This is a genomic window from Pseudomonas sp. NMI760_13 (assembly GCF_021283245.1).
GTDB lineage: Bacteria > Pseudomonadota > Gammaproteobacteria > Pseudomonadales > Pseudomonadaceae > Aquipseudomonas > Aquipseudomonas peradeniyensis.
Genome location: NZ_JAJSRC010000042.1, coordinates 1 through 21,218, shown reverse-complemented (window position 1 = coordinate 21,218; position 21,218 = coordinate 1). Strand labels below are relative to the sequence as shown.

The window sequence follows — 21,218 nt, the reverse complement described above, 5'->3', positions numbered from 1 at the left end:
TTCCGAGGCATTCGCCCAAATGCGCGGAGACGACGGTGGCGGGCAGAGGTACGGCGAAAAGAATCGGGTAAGCAGGTGAAACACCGCACTTGTCGTTTTTTTTCGGTCTTCTCTACACAGCGCTGGTGGCGATTCCAGGCATTTAGTTAAACTGGCGAACGCTCCGTAGGACGGCCTCGCGTCCTCGGGAATTGCGATGGTCAGGGCCGGCGTAGAGCCTGGTGCCGCTGGCCTGCCGCTTTTGGCGGCGTTCGCGACTATAGCAGCAATGATTAAGTGCTTCAATTCCATAAAAAATTGTTATGATCCCGCCATGACGACCAATACCCCCCCGACTTCCGGCGTTCAGCTGATCGAAGTCCCGCCGGAGCTTGCCGGCCAGCGCATCGACAATTTCCTCATCACGGCCCTCAAGGGCGTGCCCAAGACCCTGGTCTACCGCATCCTGCGCAAGGGTGAGGTGCGGGTCAACAAGGGTCGGATCAAGCCTGAGTACAAGCTGCAGGCCGGCGATATCGTGCGCGTGCCGCCGGTGCGTCTGCCCGAGCGCGACGAGCCGGCACCGGTGGCCCAGGGGCTGCTGCAGCGCCTTGAGGCCGCCATTGTCTATGAGGACAAGGCGCTGATCGTGATGAACAAGCCAGCCGGCATCGCCGTGCATGGCGGCAGCGGCCTGAGCTTCGGCGTGATCGAGGCGCTGCGCCAGTTGCGCCCGGACGCCAAGGAGCTCGAGCTGGTGCATCGCCTGGACCGCGACACCTCGGGCCTGCTGATGATCGCCAAGAAGCGCAGCATGCTGCGCCACCTGCACGCCGCCCTGCGCGGTGATGGCGTCGACAAGCGCTACATGGCGCTGGTGCGCGGCCACTGGCCGACCTCGAAGAAGCAGGTCAACGCGCCGCTGCAAAAGAGCAACCTGCGTTCCGGCGAACGCATGGTCGAGGTCAATGACGAGGGCAAGGACGCGCTGACGATGTTCCGCGTGCTGCGCCGCTTCGGCGAGTTCGCCACCATCGTCGAGGCGCGGCCGATCACCGGGCGTACCCACCAGATCCGCGTGCATACCCTGCATGCCGGGCACATGATCGCCGGCGACAGCAAGTACGGCGATGAAGACTTCAGTCGCGAGATCCGCGAGCTGGGCGGCAAGCGTCTGTTCCTGCATGCCTACCAGCTGACCGTGCCGCTGCCCGACGGTGGCGAGCTCAAGCTCGAGGCGCCGGTGGACGAGATGTGGGCCAAGACCATCGAGCGGCTGGCGTCCTGAGCCATGAATAAAAGTTATGACCTGCTGATCTTCGACTGGGACGGCACCCTGGCCGACTCCATCGGGCGCATCGTCGAGGCCATGAACGTGGCCGCCGGGCGTGCCGGCGAGGTCGCCAGTAGCGACGAGGCGGTCAAGGGTATTATCGGCCTGGCGCTGGGGGAGGCGATCGCTACCCTGTACCCGCACCTAGATGCACCGCAGGTCGAGGCGTTCCGTCAGCACTACGCCGACGTCTACATGGCGCTGGACCAACAGCCGTCGCCGTTGTTCGACGGCGTGGTCGAGTCGCTGGAAGCGTTCCGTGCCGAGGGCTATCGCCTGGCGGTGGCCACCGGCAAGGCGCGACGCGGCCTGGATCGGGTGCTCAAGGCCAATGGCTGGGAAGGTTATTTCGATATCACCCGGGCGGCCGACGAAACCCGTGGCAAGCCGCATCCGCTGATGCTCGAAGAAATTCTCGCCCATTGCCGGGTCGAACCTGGACGGGCGCTGATGGTCGGAGATTCGGCGTTCGACCTGCAGATGGCCAGCAATGCCGGCATGCATTCGGTTGCCGTGGGCTACGGCGCCATGTCGCTGCAGGCCCTGGCCGAATTCGGTCCGCAAGTGTGCATCGAGCATTTTTCCCAGTTGCGCGAATGGCTGGCCGAGCCTGCGCAGATCAATTTCCAAGGTAGGTGAGCATGACTGACGAATGGAAGGCGCCCGAGCCGGACGAAACCGGCGAGGAGCGCAAGAGCTGGAAGCTGCTGGAGAAGACCTTGCTGGCCGGCGTCCAGGAGCAGCGCCGGGCGCGGCGCTGGGGGATCTTCTTCAAGCTGCTGACCTTCGTTTACCTGTTCGGCATCCTGTTCCTGTTCACGCCGTTGATGGATGTGGACAAGGCGGCCTCGCGCAGCGGCAACCATACCGCGCTGGTTGAGGTGCGCGGGGTGATTGCCGACCAGGAGCCGGCCAGTGCCGACAATATCGTCAAGAGCCTGCGCGAGGCGTTCAAGGATCCGAAGACCAAGGCCGTGGTCATGCGCATCAACAGCCCGGGCGGCAGTCCGGTGCAGTCGGGCTACGTGTATGACGAGATCCGTCGCCTGCGCGCCGAGTACCCGGCCATCAAGCTGTATGCGGTGATCGCCGACCTGGGCGCGTCCGGCGCCTACTACATCGCCAGCGCCGCCGACGAGATCTATGCCGACAAGGCCAGCCTGGTCGGCTCCATTGGTGTCACCGCGGCCGGTTATGGCTTCGTCGGGACCATGGACAAGCTGGGGGTGGAGCGTCGTACCTATACGGCTGGCGAGCATAAGGCGTTCCTCGATCCGTTCTCGCCACAGAAACCCGAGGAGACCGCGTTCTGGCAGGGTGTGCTGGACACCACTCATCGCCAGTTTATCGCCATGGTCAAGCAGGGGCGGGGCGAGCGTTTGAAGGACAAGGAGCATCCGGAGCTGTTCAGCGGGCTGATCTGGTCCGGCGAGCAGGCCAAGGTGCTGGGGCTGGTGGATGGGCTGGGCAGTGCCAGCTATGTCGCCCGCGACATCGTGGGTGAGAAGGAGTTGGTTGACTTCACCGTTCAGGAGTCGCCGTTCGATCGCTTCTCCAAGCGCATCGGTGCCAGCGTGGCTGAGCGCCTGGCGCTGTACATGGGCTTCCAGGGGCCTTCGCTGCGTTGAGCTGAAGGTTCATCGTCGTGGATCGGTCCAAGATGCAGGGGTCGCTTTGCGACCCTTTCGCGGCACAAGGCCGCTCCTACAGGGGTCACGCTCGTCTGTAGGAGCGGCCTTGTGCCGCGAAAGGGCTGCAAAGCAGCCCCGGCAATTCCAAGTCAGGCGCTAATTTTTAATGCCTTGAGAGGGCTGGTGCTCAGGGCACCCGCACACCTTCCTTGTGCAGCATGTCCACCAGTCTAATCAGAGGCAGCCCGATCAGGCTCGTGGCATCGCAGCCATGGGTGCTCTGGAACAGGCTGACCCCCAATCCCTCCGCCTTGAAGCTGCCGGCGCAGTCCAGCGGCTGCTCGGCCGTCACATAGCGCTCCACGCGCTCCCGATCCAGCTCGCGCATCGTCACGGTAAACGGCACGCAATCGACCTGGCAGTGGCCTGTGGCGCTGTTCAGCAGCGCTAGCCCGGTGAGGAAGGTGACCTGCTGCCCGCTGGCCTCCAGCAACTGCTCGCAGGCGCGTTCGAAGGTGTGGGGCTTGCCGAGGATCTGCTCGCCCAGCACCGCCACCTGGTCGGAACCAATGATCAGGTGGTCGGGGTGGCTGGCGGCCAGGGCTTCGGCCTTCTGTCGGGCCAGGCGGCGGACCAGCTCGACGGCGGGCTCGTCATCGAGGCGCCGTTCGTCAAGGTCGGGGCTCGCCCAGGTGAAGGGCAGGCGCAGGCGGGTGAGCAGTTCGCGGCGGTACGCAGAGCTGGAAGCCAGTAACAAGGGAAGCATGGTAGACTCCTGGGCAATTACCCCGAATTCTAACATGCGAGATGGCACCTAATTTCCTTTGACAGGGAGGGGGTGCATCCCTAGAATGCTGCGCCTATGTTGAATGACCCGATTCCACCTCACGTTGACCCGCGCAAATTGGCTGATCGTGGCGTAACCCTCGAAGGTTCGCTGCAACTCGCTGATTTGGAAAGACTCTGCGACCCGCTTTCCGACAATGTCGGTACGGTGCAGGCGAAGTTCGATTTTGAACGAGATGAACAGCACGTGGTGGTTATCCACAGCGCGCTGGATGTCGAAGTCAAGATGGTTTGCCAGCGTTGTCTTGAGCTGGTCACCCTGCCGATCCACAGCGAATGTACATACGCCGTGGTGAAGGAGGGTGCGAACACCCAGTCGTTGCCGAAAGGCTATGACGTGCTGGAACTGGGCGAAGATCCTTTGGATCTGCAGGCGTTGGTCGAGGAAGAGCTGTTGCTCGCCCTGCCGATCGTGCCTGCTCATCATCCGGAAGAATGCCAGCAGCCGGCGGGACTCGATGAGCCCGAGCCGAGCAAGGACGAGGTATCGCGGTCCAACCCGTTCAGTGTATTGGCGCAGTTAAAGCGTGACCCAAACGTTTAGGAGTTAATCAATTATGGCTGTTCAGCAGAACAAAAAATCCCGCTCTGCCCGTGACATGCGCCGTTCGCACGACGCCCTGTCGGCAGAAGCTCTGTCGGTAGAGAAGAGCACCGGTGAAGTACACCTGCGTCACCACGTATCGCCAGAAGGCGTATACCGTGGTCGCAAAGTGATCGACAAGGGCGCCGACGAGTAATCCTTGTCCGCTCAGATCATCGCGATCGACGCAATGGGCGGGGACTTCGGTCCCCGCAACATTGTCCAGGCTAGCATTGCCTGCCTTTCGGCTACCCCCTCGCTGCACCTGACCCTCGTCGGTCAACCCTCCCTCCTTGAAGATCTGCTCAGCGGCCTTGCGGCTGCGGATCGCGCGCGCCTGCAGATTGTCGCGGCCAGCGAAGTGATCGGCATGGACGAGCGGCCATCGCAGGCGTTGCGGGGCAAGCCGGACTCGTCGATGCGCGTCGCCCTCGAACTGGTGCGTGATGGCAAGGCCCAGGCCTGCGTGAGTGCCGGCAATACCGGTGCGCTCATGGCCCTGTCGCGCCTGGTGCTCAAGACCCTGCCCGGCATCGATCGCCCGGCGATGGTGGCGGCGATTCCGACCCAGGCCGGCTATTGTCAGCTACTCGACCTCGGCGCCAATGTCGATTGCAGCGCGGAAAACCTCTACCAGTTCGCCGTGATGGGCTCGGTGGCCGCCCAGGCCCTGGGCGTGAACCGGCCGCGGGTGGCACTGCTCAATATCGGCACCGAGGACATCAAGGGCAACCAGCAGGTCAAACTGGCCGCCAGTCTGCTGCAGAACGCCCGGGGCCTGAACTACATCGGCTTCGTCGAGGGCGACGGGCTGTACCGTGGCGAGGCGGACGTGGTGGTGTGCGACGGTTTTGTCGGCAATATCCTGCTCAAGTCCAGCGAAGGCCTGGCAACCATGATCGGTGCGCGCATCGAGGCGTTGTTCCGTGGCGGGCTGCTGGCGCGGGCGGCGGGGGCCATGGCCATGCCGTTGCTCAAGCGCCTGCAGGCCGACCTGGCGCCGGCGCGACACAATGGCGCAAGCTTCCTGGGGTTGCAGGGCATCGTCATCAAGAGTCATGGCTCGGCGGGCGTGCAGGGGTTGCAGAGTGCGATCCAGCGGGCGCTGATCGAGATCCAGGAGAACCTGCCACAACGCCTGCACGGGCGTCTGGAGGACTTGCTGCCGTAGCCTGCGCCGGCCTCTTCGCGGGTAAACCCGCTGCCACAGGTGCCCTGCAACCTTCAGGCCTGTGGCAATCCTGTGGGAGCGGGTTTACCCGCGAAAGGGCCGGCACAGACAAGCAAAGATCTTAGGCATATCGCCGATGAAGTGCTTAAATGTGACCGCTTGGTCTGTGTATCCATCCAAGCTTTCAGATTCTGCGTCCAGCCCAGGGCTTGGCGCACCCTATCCGACGACAAGATCATAAGGGCTTGTTCAATGTCTGCATCCCTCGCATTCGTCTTTCCTGGTCAAGGTTCCCAGTCGCTGGGCATGCTCAAAGAGCTGGGCGCCGAAAAACCGGTAATCGTCGAGACCTTCAAGGAAGCGTCCGAGGCCCTGGGCTATGACCTGTGGAAACTGGTCCAGGAAGGCCCGGAAGAACAACTCAACCAGACCGACAAGACCCAGCCGGCCATCCTGACCGCCTCGATCGCCCTGTGGCGCCTGTGGCTGGAAGAGGGTGGCGCGCAGCCTGCGTTTGTCTCCGGTCACAGCCTGGGTGAATACAGCGCCCTGGTCGCCGCTGGCAGCCTGTCGCTCAAAGACGCCGTGCGCCTTGTCGAGCGCCGCGGTCAGCTGATGCAGGAAGCCGTGCCGGCCGGTCACGGCGCCATGGCCGCGATCCTCGGCCTGGACGACGCGGTCGTGGTCGAAATCTGTGCCAAGGCCGCCGAAGACCAAGTGGTCAGCGCGGTGAACTTCAACTCCCCTGGCCAGGTGGTCATTGCTGGCAACAAGGCGGCGGTGGATCGCGCCATGGAGCTGTGCAAAGTGGCTGGCGCCAAGCGCGCCCTGCCGCTGGCGGTCAGCGTGCCATCGCACTGCGCGCTGATGAAGCCGGCCGCCGAGCGTTTCGCCGAGTCGGTCAATGCCATCGAATGGAAGGCCCCGCAGATCCCGGTGGTGCAGAACGTCACCGCCGCCATCGCCGCCGACCTCGACGCCCTCAAGCACGATCTGCTGGCACAGCTGTACCAGCCGGTACGCTGGGTCGAGTGCGTGCAGGCCCTGGCCGAGCGCGGCGCGGTGAACCTGGTCGAATGCGGTCCGGGCAAGGTCCTGGCCGGCCTGAACAAGCGTTGCGCCGACGGCGTGACCACCTACAACCTCAACACCCCAGACGCCGTCGCCGCCACCCGTGCGGCGCTGGCCTGAATTCGGAGAAGCTTGCATGAGCCTGCAAGGTAAAGTTGCACTGGTCACCGGCGCCAGCCGTGGTATCGGCCAGGCCATCGCCCTCGAGCTGGGCCGCCAGGGCGCGACCGTGATCGGTACCGCCACCACCGCTTCTGGCGCCGAGCGCATTGCCGCCACCCTGAAAGAGCACGGCATCAACGGTACCGGCCTGGAGCTGAACGTCACCAGCGCCGAGTCCGTGGAGGCGGTGCTGGGCGCCATCGGTGAGCAGTTCGGCGCACCGGCCATCCTGGTCAACAACGCCGGCATCACCCGCGACAACCTGATGCTGCGGATGAAGGACGACGAGTGGTTCGACGTGATCGACACCAACCTCAACAGCCTCTACCGTCTGTCCAAGGGCGTGCTGCGCGGCATGACCAAGGCCCGCTGGGGTCGTATCATCAGCATCGGCTCGGTGGTGGGTGCCATGGGCAACGCCGGCCAGGCCAACTACGCCGCCGCCAAGGCTGGCCTGGAAGGCTTCAGCCGTGCCCTGGCCCGTGAAGTGGGCTCGCGTGGCATCACCGTCAACTCGGTGACCCCGGGCTTCATCGACACCGACATGACCCGCGAACTGCCCGAAGCGCAGCGCGAGGCCCTGCAGAAAGAGATTCCGCTGGGCCGCCTGGGCCAGGCCGAGGAGATCGCGAAAGTGGTTTCCTTCCTGGCTTCCGACGGCGCAGCCTATGTCACCGGCGCCACCGTGCCGGTGAACGGCGGGATGTACATGTAAAAACCGCAACTCAATGTGACGGATTGCTTCAAAAAAGAGTCATACTGCGAGCCTAAAATCCGTTATAAAGCTGCAACCAGATTCCGGGCAGAGGGCCCGGTGGCCTGGTGGAAGGCGCGTTACGCTTGAAAAGCAGGCGTCTTCCTATAAACTTGGTCACCGGCCAGCTGCCTGACATATGTCCATTAGGAGTGAAAACTAGGTATGAGCACCATCGAAGAACGCGTCAAGAAAATCGTCGCCGAGCAACTGGGCGTCAAGGAAGATGAAGTGAAGAACACCTCTTCCTTCGTTGAGGACCTGGGTGCCGATTCGCTTGACACCGTTGAGCTGGTGATGGCTCTGGAAGAGGAATTCGAGACCGAAATCCCTGACGAAGAAGCCGAGAAGATCACTACCGTTCAAGCTGCCATCGACTACGTCAACGCCCACCAGGCCTAAGACGTTTCAGTCGACGCTACTTGTCGGGAAAAACCGCACTGCCGTCGCCGGCGTGCGGTTTTTTCTTTGCAAGCCCTGCAATCAGCGGAGTCTGTTGCCAGGCCATTGGCCGCGCCAGTGCACTGGCAAGAGACTCTGTAATTTGGAAATGAGGAGAGTACTGTGTCGCGTAGACGCGTCGTGGTCACTGGTATGGGTATGCTGTCGCCACTGGGTACCGATGTACCGAGCACCTGGCAGGGCATTCTGGCTGGCCGCAGTGGCATCGGTCCGATCGAACATACGGATCTGGCTGCCTACTCCACCCGTTTTGGCGGCTCGGTAAAGGGCTTCGAAGTCGAGCAGTACCTGTCGGCCAAGGAGGCCCGCAAGCTCGACCTGTTCATCCAGTACGGCCTGGCGGCCGGATTCCAGGCGGTGCGCAACGCCGGCCTGGAAATCACCGACGCCAACCGCGAGCGCATCGGCGTGGCCATGGGTTCGGGCATTGGTGGGCTGACCAACATCGAAGAGACCAGCAAGACCCTGCACGAGCAAGGGCCGCGCCGGATCTCGCCGTTCTTCGTGCCGGGTTCGATCATCAACATGATCTCCGGCTTCCTGTCGATCCACCTGGGTCTGCAAGGGCCGAACTACGCGATCGCCACCGCCTGCACCACCGGTACCCATTGCATCGGCATGGCCGCGCGCAATATCGCTTACGGTGAAGCCGACGTGATGATCGCCGGTGGCGCCGAAATGGCCGCCTGCGGCCTGGGCATGGGCGGCTTCGGCGCGTCCCGCGCGTTGTCGACCCGCAACGACGAGCCAGCCCGTGCCAGCCGCCCGTGGGACAAGGGCCGTGACGGCTTCGTGCTGTCCGACGGTGCCGGCGCCCTGGTGCTCGAAGAGCTGGAGCATGCCAAGGCCCGTGGCGCCACCATCTACGCCGAGCTGGTCGGTTTCGGCATGAGCGGTGACGCCTACCACATGACCTCGCCGCCCGATTCCGGCGAAGGTGCCGCCCGCTGCATGGCCAACGCCTTGCGCGATGCCGGCATCCAGCCTGAGGACGTCAGCTACATCAACGCCCACGGCACCTCGACGCCGGCCGGCGACATTGCCGAAGTGGCCGCGATCAAGCGCGTGTTCGGCGAGCACGCCTACAAGCTGGCGGTCAGTTCGACCAAGTCGATGACCGGCCACCTGCTCGGCGCTGCCGGCGCGGTGGAGGCGATCTTCAGCGTCCTGGCGATCAACAGCCAGATGGCGCCGCCGACCATCAACCTGGACGAGCCCGACGAAGGCTGCGACCTGGACTTCGTGCCGCACCAGGCGCGCAGCATGCCGATCGACGTGGTGCTGTCCAACTCGTTCGGCTTTGGTGGCACCAACGGCTCGCTGGTATTCCGTCGGTTCGCCGACTGATGCACAGCTGGATCGATGGCCAGGACGCGGCTGCGGTCAATCTGCAGAATCGTGGCCTGGCCTACGGCGATGGCCTGTTCGAGACCATTGCCGTGCGCGGCGGCAGGCCCAGCCTGCTGGCCCTGCACCTCGACCGCCTGGCGCTGGGTTGCCAGCGCCTGGCGATCGAAGCCGATCTGACGCTGGTTCGCAATGAACTGTTGCAATTCGCCCAGTTGCTGGGCGAGGGCGTCGCCAAGCTGATCCTGACCCGTGGCGACAGCCAGCGCGGCTATGCCCCGGTGGCTGGCGCCCAGGCGCGGCGCATTCTCCAGGGCAGCCCCTTGCCGGCTTATCCCGCCGAAAACGCCGAACAGGGCGTGCGCCTGTACGCCTGTCAGACGCGGCTGGCGGAACAACCGCTGCTGGCCGGGCTCAAACACCTCAACCGCCTCGAGCAGGTGCTGGCCCGTGCCGAATGGCAGGATCCGGCGTTTGCCGAAGGCTTGATGCGTGACGGCCAAGGGCGGGTGATCGAAGGGGTGTACAGCAACCTGTTCCTGGTGCGTGACGGCGTGCTGCTGACCGCTGAGCTGAGCCGTTGCGGCGTGGCCGGGGTGATGCGCGCGGCGTTGCTGGAGCAGGCGGCGTTGCTGGGCATTGCCACCCAGGTGCGGGACTTGCCGCTGGAGGCGCTGGAGCAGGCTGACGAAGTGTTCGTCTGCAACAGTGTCTACGGCATCTGGCCCGTGCGTGAATTCGCCGCGCTGAACTGGCCGGCCGGGCCGCTCACCCGTAAACTGCAGGCCGTTGCCCGTACGTTACTGGATACCTGATTCGTGAGACGCAAATTCCTGCTGCTGCTGGAAATGAGTTTGATCCTCGCCGGCCTGGCACTGGGCTGGGCCGCCTGGAAGGTCAACTCGGTCCTGGAGCAGCCCCTGCAAGTGGCGCAGGAGCGCCTGCTCGACGTGCCCAGCGGCACGACGCCCAACCGTATGTTCTATCGCATGCAGGGCGAAGGCCTGCTCGACGATCCGCTGTGGCTGCGCCTTTACTGGCGCTTCAACATGGCGGGCACGCCGCTGCATACCGGCGAGTACCGGGTGACCCCGGGCATGACCGTGGGGCAGCTGTTCGACGCCTGGAAGCGCGGCGACGTGGTGCAGTACAACATTACCCTGGTCGAGGGCTGGACCTTCCGCCAGGTGCGTGCCGCAGTCGCGAAGCACGAAAAGCTCAAGCACACCCTCGAGGGGCTGTCCGATGCCGAAGTGATGGATAAGCTCGGCCATACCGGTGTGTTCCCCGAAGGCCGCTTCTTCCCCGACACCTATCGCTTCGTGCGCGGCATGAGTGACATCGAGCTGTTGCAGCAGGCTTATATGCGCCTGGACGAAGTGTTGGCCAAGGAATGGGCCGAGCGCAGCACCGACCTGCCGTATCGCGACCCGTACCAGGCGCTGATCATGGCCTCGCTGGTGGAGAAGGAAACCGGCATTCCCCAGGAGCGCGGGCAGATCGCCGGCGTGTTCGTGCGGCGCATGCGCCTGGGCATGATGCTGCAGACCGACCCGACCGTGATCTATGGCATGGGCGAGCGCTACAACGGCAAGATCACCCGCGCCGACCTGCGCGAGCCGACCCCCTACAACACCTACACCATGACCGGCCTGCCGCCGACGCCGATCGCCATGGTCGGGCGCGAGGCGATCCATGCCGCGCTCAACCCCAGCAACGGCTCGAGCCTGTACTTCGTCGCCCGCGGCGATGGCAGTCATGTGTTCTCCGACGACCTGGACGATCACAACAGTGCGGTGCGTGAGTTCCAGCTCAAGCGGCGGGCGGATTACCGTTCCAGCCCCGCGCCGCAGAACGCGCCTGAAGAGGCTCCGGCCGATGACGTCGCTGCACCTGCAGAGCCTGATTCCAAGTCTTCGGCGCCAGCGACGGAACAGCCCTAGGCTCTATGACAATGGCGTCGTGGCGTTCAGCGGCGGCGCGTATTGGTCCGGTTACCTCGCCACACTGCGAGGGTGTCAAGTTCTCAGGGAGAGCAGGTGCTAAAATCTTTCGCTATTTCCAATACTTCACTGAGCGCTCACGTTGATTTATACGATGAGCGTGCGTCCAGATTTGGAACCTGGATCTCTGTATTGATTGGCCAGAATGGCAGTCGTAAGAGTTTTATCTTGCGTCAGATTCTTCAAGCGGCCCTGGATGACATGGCGGCTGGCAAAAAACGCAACTCAGACTTGGCAATGCCCGGCTGGGAGGACGGTGCGCCGGCAAACGTGATCTGTATATCGGGTACTCCGCTGGATCGTTTCCCAAGGGCGCAGATGCTGATGCTCGGCAGCCAAAAAAAGCAGGGGCAGGCAAGATACCTCTACCTGGGGCAGCGCGCGGCAAACGGTATGGCCGGTATCGCCCAGAGTGAGCGAGCGCTGATGGTGGCCTTGTTCTTGAACGCCGATCAGCTCCGTGCCAGGGCTCATATATTCGAGCGGGTTTTCAATAATGTTGGGTTCGCGCCAAGAATCGACATATCCCTCAAGCTTGGAAAAGAGCTGGAGCGGCATGACAGTGACTGGGTTAATGCTCATCTCAGTGTGAGATACGTGGCAAAGGACGCCATTGAGGATTATGCCAGGAAAGCCATCGCTGACTATTGTCAGGCGGCCCCTGTGGAGCGCCACAGTCCCCGGCTACAAGCGGTACTCAATAAGGTCAGCGGTTTTGATTTTACTATCAATGGTATTTTCAAACTCCTGGATTGGTTCGATCACGCCCCTCCTTGCCTGGTGTTCGAAAAGGGTGAAATTCGCCTTGCTTCGCCGGTTTGGAAGGACTGGGGTATTGATGAACTGGAGGTTTTCGTACGCGCAGGCCTTATCGAAGTGTCCCGGACACGATTCTTCAAGCAGAGCCATCACTCGGAGAGCGCTCGCCAAGGGCAGGGTATGCTCGAGCTTCCGGGCGATCATCTCAGTTCTGGCCAATGGAGCTGGCTCGCGGGACTGGTCGGGTTGGCGGCACACATCACCGACAGCAGCCTGGTGTTGATCGACGAGCCTGAGAATAGCCTGCACCCTCTTTGGCAACAGCAGTACATCACCACGCTGAACGCTGTCATGAGAGAGTTCCGGGGGGCGCAGGCCATGGTGGTGACTCATTCGCCTATTATTGCCTCTGGTGTCGAACCTGGCTGCGGGCAAGTTCAGGCGCTGATCGACCTTGGTGTGAACGAGGCGGGTCAGCAGCTCATCGAGTCCAGAAGTGTGCCAGACACCTACGGGTGGAGAGCATCTGATGTCTACGAGGCCGCGTTCGATGTGCCATCGTCGCGGGCACCCTTTTTCACCCTCACTGCAGATGTTGCGCTGGCACTCATTCGCGAAGACAAGCGGATGAGCGTTGCAGAAAATCGGCTGTTTCAGGAAGAGCTTACCCAGTGTCTGGCCTCGCTACCGCCGGTCGATCCGCTGCGGACCGTCTTGAGCCAACTGCTTGATGAGTTGCGCAAGCGCACCGGGCATGGAGTTGGGTGAATGTTTGAAACTATCACGCTCACTGACGAAGATGAGCCACTGTTGGCGTCGATCCGGGCGTATTCAGGAAACGTGTGGTCGACACCCCATGAGTTGAAGGCATACCGCAGCCGGCTGCTGAAGCTTCAGAATTACCGCTGCGCTTATTGCCAGCTCGCGATCGAGGCGGATGAGGTCGGGCATCGAGAACTGGATCATATATTGCCCAAACTGGGTACGAAGAACTGTACGGATGAAAACGGCAGAAGCAATGAGTATGCACGGCGTCAGCACACGTATGGCTACTCACAGTTCACCTATGAACCACTGAATATGGTGGTGATCTGCAAGATCTGCAACTCGTACAAGAAGAGCTTCGACCCTTTGCGTGACCGGACGAATGTCTACACCAGTGACACCTATCCTGACCCTGCTGCCATACAGTGGTTTTACCCATACACCCAGCGTTATTCCGGCCATATCAGTCGAAGCGAGAATTGGACTTACACACAACGTTCCCCAGAGGGCGATTACGTTATCCGGGTTTGCCGGCTCGATCAGGCTGAGGGCCTGAGCTCCAGGGCTGCAGTGCGTGCCTTGATCAAGGCACGGCAGGCTGGAAGCCTTAGAGACGCTGTGATGGATCTGGCCGGGGATGTCCGGGCGCAGCGGTGCAGCTTTGATCACGCGGTCAGTGCCGTCGAGATGGCAGTTGATATCGACCGTCCGGTAGCGAATGAGCTGATCCGGCTCTGGGTGGAATTTCGCGCCAAAGGCACCATGCTGCTGGCTGAAAAAGCAGAAGCGCTATTGGTGGCCCTTGTTGCTGATGAGGATATCGATACCGACGACGCGGCTGGCATCCTCAAGGTATTGACTTGCTGCACAGAGGCTGCGACATCTTCCACGCGCTCATGACCCGTTCGGCGAGCACATCAATTGTCTGGTCGTTGTCGATCAGAATGTCTTGCGGTTGTATCTCGATGCCTGACTCTGAGCTGTGAGGATTTACCCGTTGCGGATTTGGGCGCCTGATGTGCCAGATCCTGCCATTGTGTTGGCGCAGGTAAGCTGCTTCGTTCTCGTAGCGAATATCTTTGATGATGATGGTGTGGGCCTCATCCGGGAGCGATGAGAGGGGGCGTGAGAGTGCCACCGTCGAAGCTGCCCGTCGAACTGCATAGTCGCTGTACAGCGCCAATGCTCTGGCGCTGAGAAACTCCACAGCGCTGCGTGGTGTGATCGACCAGTAAGGATCGATCTGCCCGCTCAGCCGTTCGTCCCAGAGCTGCGCATCACTAAAACCGAAGAAGGCTTGGGCTGCCAGTCTGAACGGGGCCTGCGTCGCGTTCAGGTCGACGACAAAACCGTCATCGGTCGCCCGACCGGCAGGTGGGTTGATGGCCAACTCTGCGCGCATCAGCCAATGGTCGGCAGTGCGTTCGCGCATCCACTCGGTGCCCACTTGCTGGAACAGTTCTCGTGGCGAACGTTGCCACAGTGCAATGGGCTGCTCTTTAAGATCATCCGACCACGTCTGCTCGTCGCTTAACCCCCATAGCGCCTGGCAACCCATTTTCAAGGGGTCTGCCAGTGCGTATGCCGCGACACCTGGTTGCTTGAGCAGTACGGCGGCAACGGTGTCTTTCCCTGATCGGGCGGGGGCGGCCAGGCCGATGATTGTCCTCACGAGGTCTCCAGTATGTTTGGGCAGGGAGAAACGCTAGAATGCGCGATTTAGCGGCGATTTTAGTTTGCCTGGTGAAATGATTGCAAAACCTCGCGCCTGTTTGCACAGGTATGGTCGAGATTCAAAGAGAGGTCCGCATGGCTGAAGCCTACCCCTGGCAGCAGGCGCTCTGGCAGCAATTGGCCGGGCGCGCCCAGCATGCCCATGCCTACTTGCTGCACGGGCCCCAGGGCATCGGCAAGCGCGCACTGGCCGAGCGCCTGATGGCGCGGCTGCTGTGCCAGCAGCCGCAGGGCCTGGATGCTTGCGGCCAATGCAAGTCGTGCCTGTTGCTCAAGGCCGGCAGCCACCCGGACAACTTCGTACTGGAGCCGGAAGAGGCCGACAAGCCGATCAAGATCGACCAGGTGCGTGATCTGGTGTCATTCGTGGTGCAGACCGCCCAGCAGGGCGGGCGCAAGGTGGTGCTGATCGAGCCGGTGGAGGCGATGAACATCAATGCCTCCAACGCCCTGCTCAAGAGCCTGGAGGAGCCCTCCGGCGATACCGTGCTACTGCTGGTCAGCCACCAGCCCAGCCGCCTGCTGCCGACCATCAAGAGCCGCTGCCAGCAGGTTGCCTGCCCGCAGCCGAGCCTGGAGCAGAGCCGCGCCTGGCTGGCCGCCGCCCTTGCCGACAGTGGCGAGGAGGAGCGCGAGGAGCTGCTGACCCTGGCCGCCGGTTCGCCGCTGATGGCCGTGAGCCTGCAGGCCCAGGGCGTGCGCGAGCAGCGGGCGCTGGTGACCGAGGGGGTGAAGAAGCTGCTCAAGCAGCAGCAGTCGCCCAGCCAACTGGCCGAGGCCTGGAACAGCGTGCCGTTGCTGTTGCTGTTCGACTGGTTCTGCGACTGGTCGCACCTGATCCTGCGCTACCAGTTGACCCAGGATGAGGAAGGACTAGGCTTGGCCGACATGCGCAAGGTGCTGCAGTACCTGGCGCAGAAGAGCCGCCAGGGCAAGGTGCTGGAGGTCCAGGCGTGGATCCTCGAGCAGCGCCAGAAGGTGCTGGGCAAGGCCAACCTCAACCGTGTACTGCTGCTCGAAGCCTTGCTCGCCCATTGGGTGCAGCTGCCGGGCATGCGCTGATTTCCACCGTTCATTCATGTGTGTCGTGTTCCCATGCTCGTAGATTCCCATTGCCACCTCGACCGTCTCGACCTGAGCGCCCACCAGGGCTCCCTCGACGCCGCCCTGCAGGCGGCCCGTGAGCGCGGAGTAGGGCACTTCCTGTGCATCGGCGTGAGCGCCGAGAACGCCGGCGCGGTCAAGGCGCTAAGCGAGCGCTACGCCGACGTGGACTGCTCGGTGGGCGTGCACCCGCTCGACCTGGCGCCCGGGGAAACGCCGGCCCTGGAGTGGCTGTTGCGCGAACTGGCCCACCCCCATGCTGTGGCCATTGGCGAGACCGGGCTGGACTACCACTACGAGCCAGAGGCCGCCGAACTGCAGCAGGCCTCGTTCCGCCTGCACCTGGAGGCTTCGCGGCAGACCGGCAAGCCGGTCATCGTGCACACCCGGGCGGCCCGCGAGGACACCCTGGCGCTGCTGCGCGAGGCCAACCTGCCCCAGGCCGGGGTGCTGCACTGCTTCACCGAGGACTGGCCGATGGCCAAGGCCGCGCTCGACCTGGGCTACTACATTTCGCTGTCCGGCATCGTCACCTTCCGCAATGCCGACGCCTTGCGCGAGGTGGCCCGGCAGGTGCCGGTGGATCGCCTGCTGGTGGAGACCGACTCGCCGTACCTGGCGCCGATCCCGCACCGCGGCAAGCCGAACCTGCCGCAGTACGTGCGGGAAGTGGCCGAGTATGTGGCGTCGTTGCGTGGGGTGAGCTACGAGCAGTTGGCCGAGCAGACGACCAGCAACTTCAAGCGACTGTTCCCGCTGGCAAGGGTAATCTGAGGTCGCCGTGCTGACGCTATCGCGGGGCAAGCCCGCTCCCACGTAATGATCGAACTCGTGGGAGCGGGCTTGCCCCGCGATAGCATTGGCCCAGGCAAATCTGAAGCCGCCTCCCCATGCACCCCGAACCGGGCAAAAAAAACCCGGGTTCTGGGGGGGGAATCCGGGTTAAGACCATTAGGAGTAAAACAAAGGCACACGCTCCCTGGGTACCTTTATCGGCGCGCCACTTGGGGGTATGCGCCGCGCCAACACTTCAAGTATTGGCCAGGATTGGCGCCCCGCCAGCAGTGATTGATCGTTTTTTAAACAGATTTGGAATACGTCCGCAGTCCCTTGCGCGTTCAATGCATGGCAATCTGTCGGACCTGTCGCAGTACTTCGTCGATCAGGCGGCGGTCGGTATAGAAATGTGGGGAAAACCGTACCCCGGGGCCGCGTACGGCGCATATCACCCCGTTTTTGCTCAGGGCTCGATAAATGTCGGCGTTGGCATGACCATCCAGGCTGAAACTGACGATGCCGGCCCGCCGTGAAGGATCATCCGGGCTATGCAACTGCGCCCCGGGGATGGCCGTCAGCCCTTGATGCAGCTGCTCGACCCGCTGCCCCAGCTGTTCGGCGACCACCGTCATGCCAACCTCCTCCAGCAGCGACAGGCTGGCCTCCAGTGCGCAGGCGCCGAGCATGTTCGGGCTGCCGCACTCGAAGCGCCGCGCACTGCGCGCCGGTTGCCACTGGCGGCGTTCGAAATCGCCAAGGTGTTCGAGCATGTGCCAGCCATAAGCGTGCAGCTTCAACTGCCGGCGCAGCTCGCTGCGGCAATAGAACACTCCCAGCCCCTCGGGGCCGAGCATCCACTTGTGGCCGTCGGCCATGGCGAAGTCGCATTGGTAGTGCTGCACATCGAAGGGCAGGGCGCCGACCTGCTGGATCGCGTCGACGCAGAACAGCACGCCGCGTTGGCGACAGGCGGCGCCCAGGCGTGCCAGGTCCAGGCGCAGGCCGCTGGCGAACTGCACGGCGCTGACCGACAGCAAGCGCGTTCGCGGGCCGCAGGCGGCGAGCAGTGCCGCTTCCGGATCGGCGACGGCCAGGCCTGCCTCGACCACTTCGACCCCGCGATCAGCCAGGGCCTGCCAGACCACGCGGTTGGAGGGGAACTCCTCGTCGCTGATGACGACCTGGTCGCCGGGCCGCCAGTCGAGGCCGAAGGCCACCAGCGACAGCGCCTGGGAGGTGTTGCCCACCAGGGCGATGTCGCCGGTGCTGGGCGCATTCAGCAGGCGTGCCAGGCGCTCGCGCAGGCGGCGCTCGGTGGCCAGCCAGGCCGGATACTCGCGGGCGCCCAGACGCACGTTTTCCTGGGCGAAGCGCGCCACGACCTCGGCGGTCCGCCGCGGCCAGGGGGCGATCGCCGCGTGATTCAGGTAGCACAGGCCCGGCGCCTGCTCGAACTCATCAAGAAACACAGACATGGTTGGAAGATCCGTGCAATTTGCCGCCAGTTAGGCATAATAATCCGCTTCGATTGTCATCCCAGTCCTTCTTTATGCAGAAAGAACCTCGCAAGGTCCGTGAGTTTCGCCGTCGCGAACAAGAGATCCTCGACACGGCGCTCAAGCTGTTTCTCGAACAAGGTGAAGACAGCGTCACCGTCGAGATGATCGCCGACGCCGTGGGTATCGGCAAAGGCACGATCTACAAGCACTTCAAGTCCAAGGCGGAGATCTACCTGCGCCTGATGCTCGACTACGAGCGCGACCTGAATGAGCTGTTGCATTCGGCCGACGTCGACCGTGACAAGGAAGCCCTGTCGCGTGCCTACTTCGAGTTCCGCATGCGCGACCCGCAGCGCTACCGGCTGTTCGACCGCCTGGAAGAGAAGGTGGTCAAGGGCAACCAGGTGCCGGAAATGGTGGAGCAGCTGCACAGCATCCGCGCCTCCAACTTTGATCGCCTCACCCAGTTGATCAAGGGGCGCATCAGCGAGGGCAAGCTCGAGGACGTGCCGCCGTACTTCCACTACTGTGCGGCCTGGGCGCTGGTCCATGGCGCGGTGGCGCTGTACCACTCGCCGTTCTGGAGCAATGTGCTCGAGGATCAGGAAGGTTTCTTCCAGTTCCTCATGGACATCGGCGTGCGCATGGGCAACAAGCGCAAGCGCGATCCGGAAGCCGCGAACTAAAGCCGTTCAAGCAGCGCCCACCGCACATCCGGCGGGCGCCTTCGCTCAAGGCTTCGCCGGGAAGGCTTGCAAAAACCTGATTTTTGAGTCAGGTTTTGCCCGCCAGAATCTTCCACGCCGGAGTCATCCATGATCGTCGATCGTCAAGGCAGGCGCTTTCGCAACCTGCGCGTCAGCCTGACTGCTGCCTGCAACTATGCCTGCACCTACTGCGTGCCCGATGGCAAGCGCCTGGTGGCGGCGCAGGACGAGCTCACGGCGGATGCCCTGGCCCGGGGCGTGGCCTACCTGGTGGAGGCGGCCGGGGCCGAACGGCTGCGCATCACCGGCGGCGAGCCGCTGGTCAGTCCAAGGCTGGAAGCCTTTCTCGGCGCGGTGGCGGGCCTGGGGCTCGACGACATCAGCCTGACCACCAACGGCCAGCTGCTCACCCGCAAGCTGCCGCTGCTGCGCGATGCCGGCATCCGCCGGCTCAACGTTTCCCTCGACACCCTCGACGCCAGTACCTTTCGCGGGATCGCCCGGGGTGGCGACCTGGCCAGCGTCTTGGCGGGCATGGCGCAGGCCAGCGCCGCGGGCATGGCGATCAAGGTCAACATGGTGCCCATGCGCGGGCAGAACCTCGATCAGGTGCTGCCTTTGCTCGACTACTGCCTCGAACGCGGCTACGAGCTGCGCTTCATCGAGCTGATGCGCATGGGCCACCTGGCGCGCGACGGCAATGCTTTCCTGCAGCAGTTCGTCGGCCTTGAGCAACTGCTGGCGTTGATCGGTCAGTCACACAGCTATGAGCAGGCGCCGCGCCCGCTGGATGCCACGGCCCTGCGCTACCGCATTCCCGGCAAGGGCCATTTCGGCGTGATCGCCAACGAGAGCGTGCCGTTCTGCCGCACCTGTTCGCGCCTGCGCCTGTCGTCCACCGGCTGGCTGCATGGCTGCCTGTCGTCGAGTAACCGTCACTTTGTCGGCGACCTGCTCGACAAGCCCCGTCATCAGGCGCTTCCGGCGCTGCAGCGGCTGCTGGTGAAGGCCCTGGCGGACAAGCAGGATGTGGCGTTTTCCGGCGATGTGATGGTGATGAAGGTGATCGGCGGCTGACTCTGGCGCAAAAGCTGCATCCCGCGGCTATTCGCCGGTTTTTCGTCACCGGTTTCTGGAGGAAAGATGCGTAGCCTGGTCTTGCTGCTGGCGCTGATGGCGTTGGGCGGCTGCATGAATGTCAGCGATATGGGCGAGGGCGTCCGTTACCACATGAGTGATGCGGGCCTGCTGGACCACAGCGACACCACCCGTACCCTGTCGATCCGTCTGCAGCCGGACTCGTTCATCTTCATCGGCCAGGGCGCCTTCGTGCCGCCGGGCAAGGGGCCGGTGCCGCAGCAGAACGCGGTGGCCGAGGAGGCCTTCAAGAGCTTCGTCGAGTACTTCCCTCTGGTGCGTCGCGCCCAGGGCCCGCTGGGTCTGGAAGACGCGATCGCCGAGGCCCGCGCGGTGGGTGCCGACTATGTGTTGTACACCCGTTTCGCCCGCACCGACGACCGTATCGGCAACGGTGACGAGTGGTATGACGAGCAGGCTGTCGATCGCCTGGGCTGGGACCGTGGCGTGGTGCAGATGATGCTGATCGAGACCAGCACCCGCTACCTGATCGACACCGCGCGCATCAAGAGCCGCGGCGGTTTGTTGACGTTCCACGACAACACGCCACAGGATTTGCTTGCCGCGCCGATGCGCGAGTACGCTCGTAGTCTTCTGGGCATGAGCAACTGAGCGAGCGCGTCATGAGCGATTCCGGCAAGGCCAACGATCTGCTGGCGCAGATCCCCGCGCACAAGGGGCTGCCCCCGGTGCACCTGTGGAACCCGGACTTCTGCGGTGACATCGACATGCGGATCGCCCGGAACGGGACCTGGTACTACCTGGGGACGCCGATCGGGCGCAAGCCGATGGTGCGGTTGTTCTCCACCATCATTCGGCGTGACGGGGACGATTACTTCCTGGTCACGCCGGTGGAGAAGGTCGGGATCCGGGTCGATGATGCGCCATTTGTTGCCGTGCTGCTGGATGTCGAGGGCAGTGGGGAGCAGCAGGTGTTGCGGTTTACCAGCAATGTCGACGATCAGGTCGAGGCTGGGCCTGAGAATCCCCTGCGGGTTGAGCTTGATCCGGTTACCCAGGAGCCTTCTCCGTATGTGCTGATGCGCAGCAACCTCGAGGCGTTGATTCATCGCAATGTGTTCTATCAGTTGGTGGAACTGGCGGTGGCGCGGGAGATTGATGGGGAAGTTTGGCTTGGAGTTTGGAGTCGGGGTGAGTTCTATCCGATTGGGCGTAGTATATAATAACTGTTTCTGAATCCCCGTTTCATTACAGATACAACAGCCCAGCAATCAACTCATATTTCTTGATCTTGATCTTGATCTTGATCTTGATCTTGATCTTGATCTTGATCTTGATCTTGATCTTGATCTTGATCCCCCGGTGTCAGGATAGTTGTCGCCTCGCCAGATTTACCTGAAACCAGATCTCGGGGGCGGAAAGAGAGCCGTTGT

At 62.9% G+C, this 21,218-nt stretch carries 23 protein-coding genes; 20 read left to right on the top strand and 3 right to left on the bottom strand.

The features are described from left to right. Window positions 1–313 precede the first annotated feature (313 nt). Genes rluC through LU671_RS27410 form a run of 3 tightly spaced genes read left to right on the top strand, consistent with a single transcriptional unit; the run spans window position 314 to window position 2,940 of the window. Window positions 314–1,267, top strand: coding sequence for a 23S rRNA pseudouridine(955/2504/2580) synthase RluC (gene rluC, locus LU671_RS27420; protein ID WP_203647551.1), 954 nt, complete (start codon window positions 314–316; stop codon window positions 1,265–1,267). A 3-nt stretch (window positions 1,268–1,270) separates the two neighbouring features. Next, window positions 1,271–1,951, top strand: a complete 681-nt coding sequence (locus tag LU671_RS27415) for an HAD family hydrolase (protein ID WP_232857561.1) — start codon at window positions 1,271–1,273, stop codon at window positions 1,949–1,951. Between the two features lie 2 nt (window positions 1,952–1,953). Next, window positions 1,954–2,940: a S49 family peptidase gene (locus LU671_RS27410; RefSeq protein ID WP_232857560.1), complete on the top strand. Its 987-nt coding sequence runs from the start codon at window positions 1,954–1,956 to the stop codon at window positions 2,938–2,940. Window positions 2,941–3,130: 190 nt separating this feature from the next. On the opposite strand, the gene LU671_RS27405 is transcribed toward LU671_RS27410, so the two are convergent. Continuing rightward, a complete protein-coding gene (locus LU671_RS27405) occupies window positions 3,131–3,709 on the bottom strand; it encodes a Maf family protein (RefSeq protein ID WP_232857558.1) in 579 nt (192 codons plus the stop codon). A 96-nt stretch (window positions 3,710–3,805) separates the two neighbouring features. Here LU671_RS27405 and LU671_RS27400 point away from each other — a divergent pair, with 96 nt between their 5' ends. The 11 genes from LU671_RS27400 to LU671_RS27350 all read left to right on the top strand — a co-directional run bounded on the left by LU671_RS27400 (window position 3,806) and on the right by LU671_RS27350 (window position 13,766). Next, the gene (locus LU671_RS27400) at window positions 3,806–4,333 is read left to right on the top strand and encodes a YceD family protein (protein ID WP_023630499.1); all 528 of its coding nucleotides are present in this window, start codon (window positions 3,806–3,808) and stop codon (window positions 4,331–4,333) included. 13 nt (window positions 4,334–4,346) lie between these two features. After that, complete coding sequence (gene rpmF, locus LU671_RS27395) at window positions 4,347–4,529, top strand: 50S ribosomal protein L32 (protein ID WP_028690987.1); 183 nt, start codon at window positions 4,347–4,349, stop codon at window positions 4,527–4,529. 3 nt (window positions 4,530–4,532) lie between these two features. Further along, complete coding sequence (gene plsX / locus LU671_RS27390) at window positions 4,533–5,543, top strand: phosphate acyltransferase PlsX (RefSeq protein WP_442964154.1); 1,011 nt, start codon at window positions 4,533–4,535, stop codon at window positions 5,541–5,543. A gap of 252 nt (window positions 5,544–5,795) precedes the next feature. Next, complete coding sequence (gene fabD, locus LU671_RS27385) at window positions 5,796–6,734, top strand: ACP S-malonyltransferase (protein WP_232857557.1); 939 nt, start codon at window positions 5,796–5,798, stop codon at window positions 6,732–6,734. Window positions 6,735–6,750: 16 nt separating this feature from the next. Further along, window positions 6,751–7,491: a 3-oxoacyl-ACP reductase FabG gene (fabG, locus tag LU671_RS27380; RefSeq protein WP_203647546.1), complete on the top strand. Its 741-nt coding sequence runs from the start codon at window positions 6,751–6,753 to the stop codon at window positions 7,489–7,491. A gap of 204 nt (window positions 7,492–7,695) precedes the next feature. Continuing rightward, complete coding sequence (acpP, locus tag LU671_RS27375) at window positions 7,696–7,932, top strand: acyl carrier protein (RefSeq protein ID WP_028690990.1); 237 nt, start codon at window positions 7,696–7,698, stop codon at window positions 7,930–7,932. Window positions 7,933–8,094: 162 nt separating this feature from the next. Next, a complete protein-coding gene (fabF, locus tag LU671_RS27370; RefSeq protein WP_232857555.1) occupies window positions 8,095–9,339 on the top strand; it encodes a beta-ketoacyl-ACP synthase II in 1,245 nt (414 codons plus the stop codon). Beyond that, window positions 9,339–10,154, top strand: coding sequence for an aminodeoxychorismate lyase (gene pabC, locus LU671_RS27365; protein ID WP_203647545.1), 816 nt, complete (start codon window positions 9,339–9,341; stop codon window positions 10,152–10,154). Before fabF ends, pabC begins: the two co-directional genes overlap by 1 nt. 3 nt (window positions 10,155–10,157) lie before the next feature. Beyond that, the gene (gene mltG / locus LU671_RS27360) at window positions 10,158–11,282 is read left to right on the top strand and encodes an endolytic transglycosylase MltG (protein WP_232857553.1); all 1,125 of its coding nucleotides are present in this window, start codon (window positions 10,158–10,160) and stop codon (window positions 11,280–11,282) included. Between the two features lie 228 nt (window positions 11,283–11,510). Continuing rightward, window positions 11,511–12,869 (top strand): AAA family ATPase, encoded by a 1,359-nt coding sequence (locus tag LU671_RS27355; RefSeq protein WP_232857552.1) that lies wholly within the window; start codon window positions 11,511–11,513, stop codon window positions 12,867–12,869. Beyond that, on the top strand, window positions 12,870–13,766 hold the full coding sequence (locus LU671_RS27350; protein WP_232857550.1) for an HNH endonuclease: 897 nt from the start codon (window positions 12,870–12,872) through the stop codon (window positions 13,764–13,766). It begins immediately after the preceding gene. Here the strand turns inward: LU671_RS27350 and LU671_RS27345 are convergent. Continuing rightward, on the bottom strand, window positions 13,714–14,538 hold the full coding sequence (locus LU671_RS27345) for a deoxynucleotide monophosphate kinase family protein (protein WP_232857549.1): 825 nt from the start codon (window positions 14,536–14,538) through the stop codon (window positions 13,714–13,716). The genes LU671_RS27350 and LU671_RS27345 overlap by 53 nt on opposite strands. Window positions 14,539–14,675: 137 nt before the next feature. On the opposite strand from LU671_RS27345, the gene LU671_RS27340 reads away from it, so the two are divergent. Together LU671_RS27340 and LU671_RS27335 are read left to right on the top strand one after the other, a co-directional pair. Next, window positions 14,676–15,662, top strand: a complete 987-nt coding sequence (locus tag LU671_RS27340; RefSeq protein WP_232857543.1) for a DNA polymerase III subunit delta' — start codon at window positions 14,676–14,678, stop codon at window positions 15,660–15,662. A gap of 33 nt (window positions 15,663–15,695) precedes the next feature. Beyond that, window positions 15,696–16,478 carry a TatD family hydrolase gene (locus LU671_RS27335; RefSeq protein WP_232857542.1) on the top strand — a complete coding sequence of 261 codons (783 nt, stop codon included), beginning with the start codon at window positions 15,696–15,698 and terminating at the stop codon, window positions 16,476–16,478. A 344-nt stretch (window positions 16,479–16,822) separates the two neighbouring features. Here the strand turns inward: LU671_RS27335 and LU671_RS27330 are convergent, their stop codons facing one another. Further along, window positions 16,823–17,956 carry an aminotransferase class V-fold PLP-dependent enzyme gene (locus LU671_RS27330; RefSeq protein WP_232857541.1) on the bottom strand — a complete coding sequence of 378 codons (1,134 nt, stop codon included), beginning with the start codon at window positions 17,954–17,956 and terminating at the stop codon, window positions 16,823–16,825. A gap of 74 nt (window positions 17,957–18,030) precedes the next feature. Between LU671_RS27330 and LU671_RS27325 the strand changes: the two genes are divergently transcribed. From LU671_RS27325 to LU671_RS27310, 4 genes are all read left to right on the top strand, one after another. Beyond that, window positions 18,031–18,666, top strand: a complete 636-nt coding sequence (locus LU671_RS27325; RefSeq protein ID WP_011532895.1) for a TetR/AcrR family transcriptional regulator — start codon at window positions 18,031–18,033, stop codon at window positions 18,664–18,666. A gap of 129 nt (window positions 18,667–18,795) precedes the next feature. Next, the gene (locus LU671_RS27320) at window positions 18,796–19,764 is read left to right on the top strand and encodes a GTP 3',8-cyclase MoaA (protein WP_232857540.1); all 969 of its coding nucleotides are present in this window, start codon (window positions 18,796–18,798) and stop codon (window positions 19,762–19,764) included. Between the two features lie 66 nt (window positions 19,765–19,830). Continuing rightward, on the top strand, window positions 19,831–20,436 hold the full coding sequence (locus LU671_RS27315; protein WP_050704713.1) for a DUF4823 domain-containing protein: 606 nt from the start codon (window positions 19,831–19,833) through the stop codon (window positions 20,434–20,436). An 11-nt stretch (window positions 20,437–20,447) separates the two neighbouring features. Then, window positions 20,448–21,008, top strand: a complete 561-nt coding sequence (locus LU671_RS27310) for a DUF1285 domain-containing protein (protein WP_203647539.1) — start codon at window positions 20,448–20,450, stop codon at window positions 21,006–21,008. Window positions 21,009–21,218 lie beyond the last annotated feature (210 nt).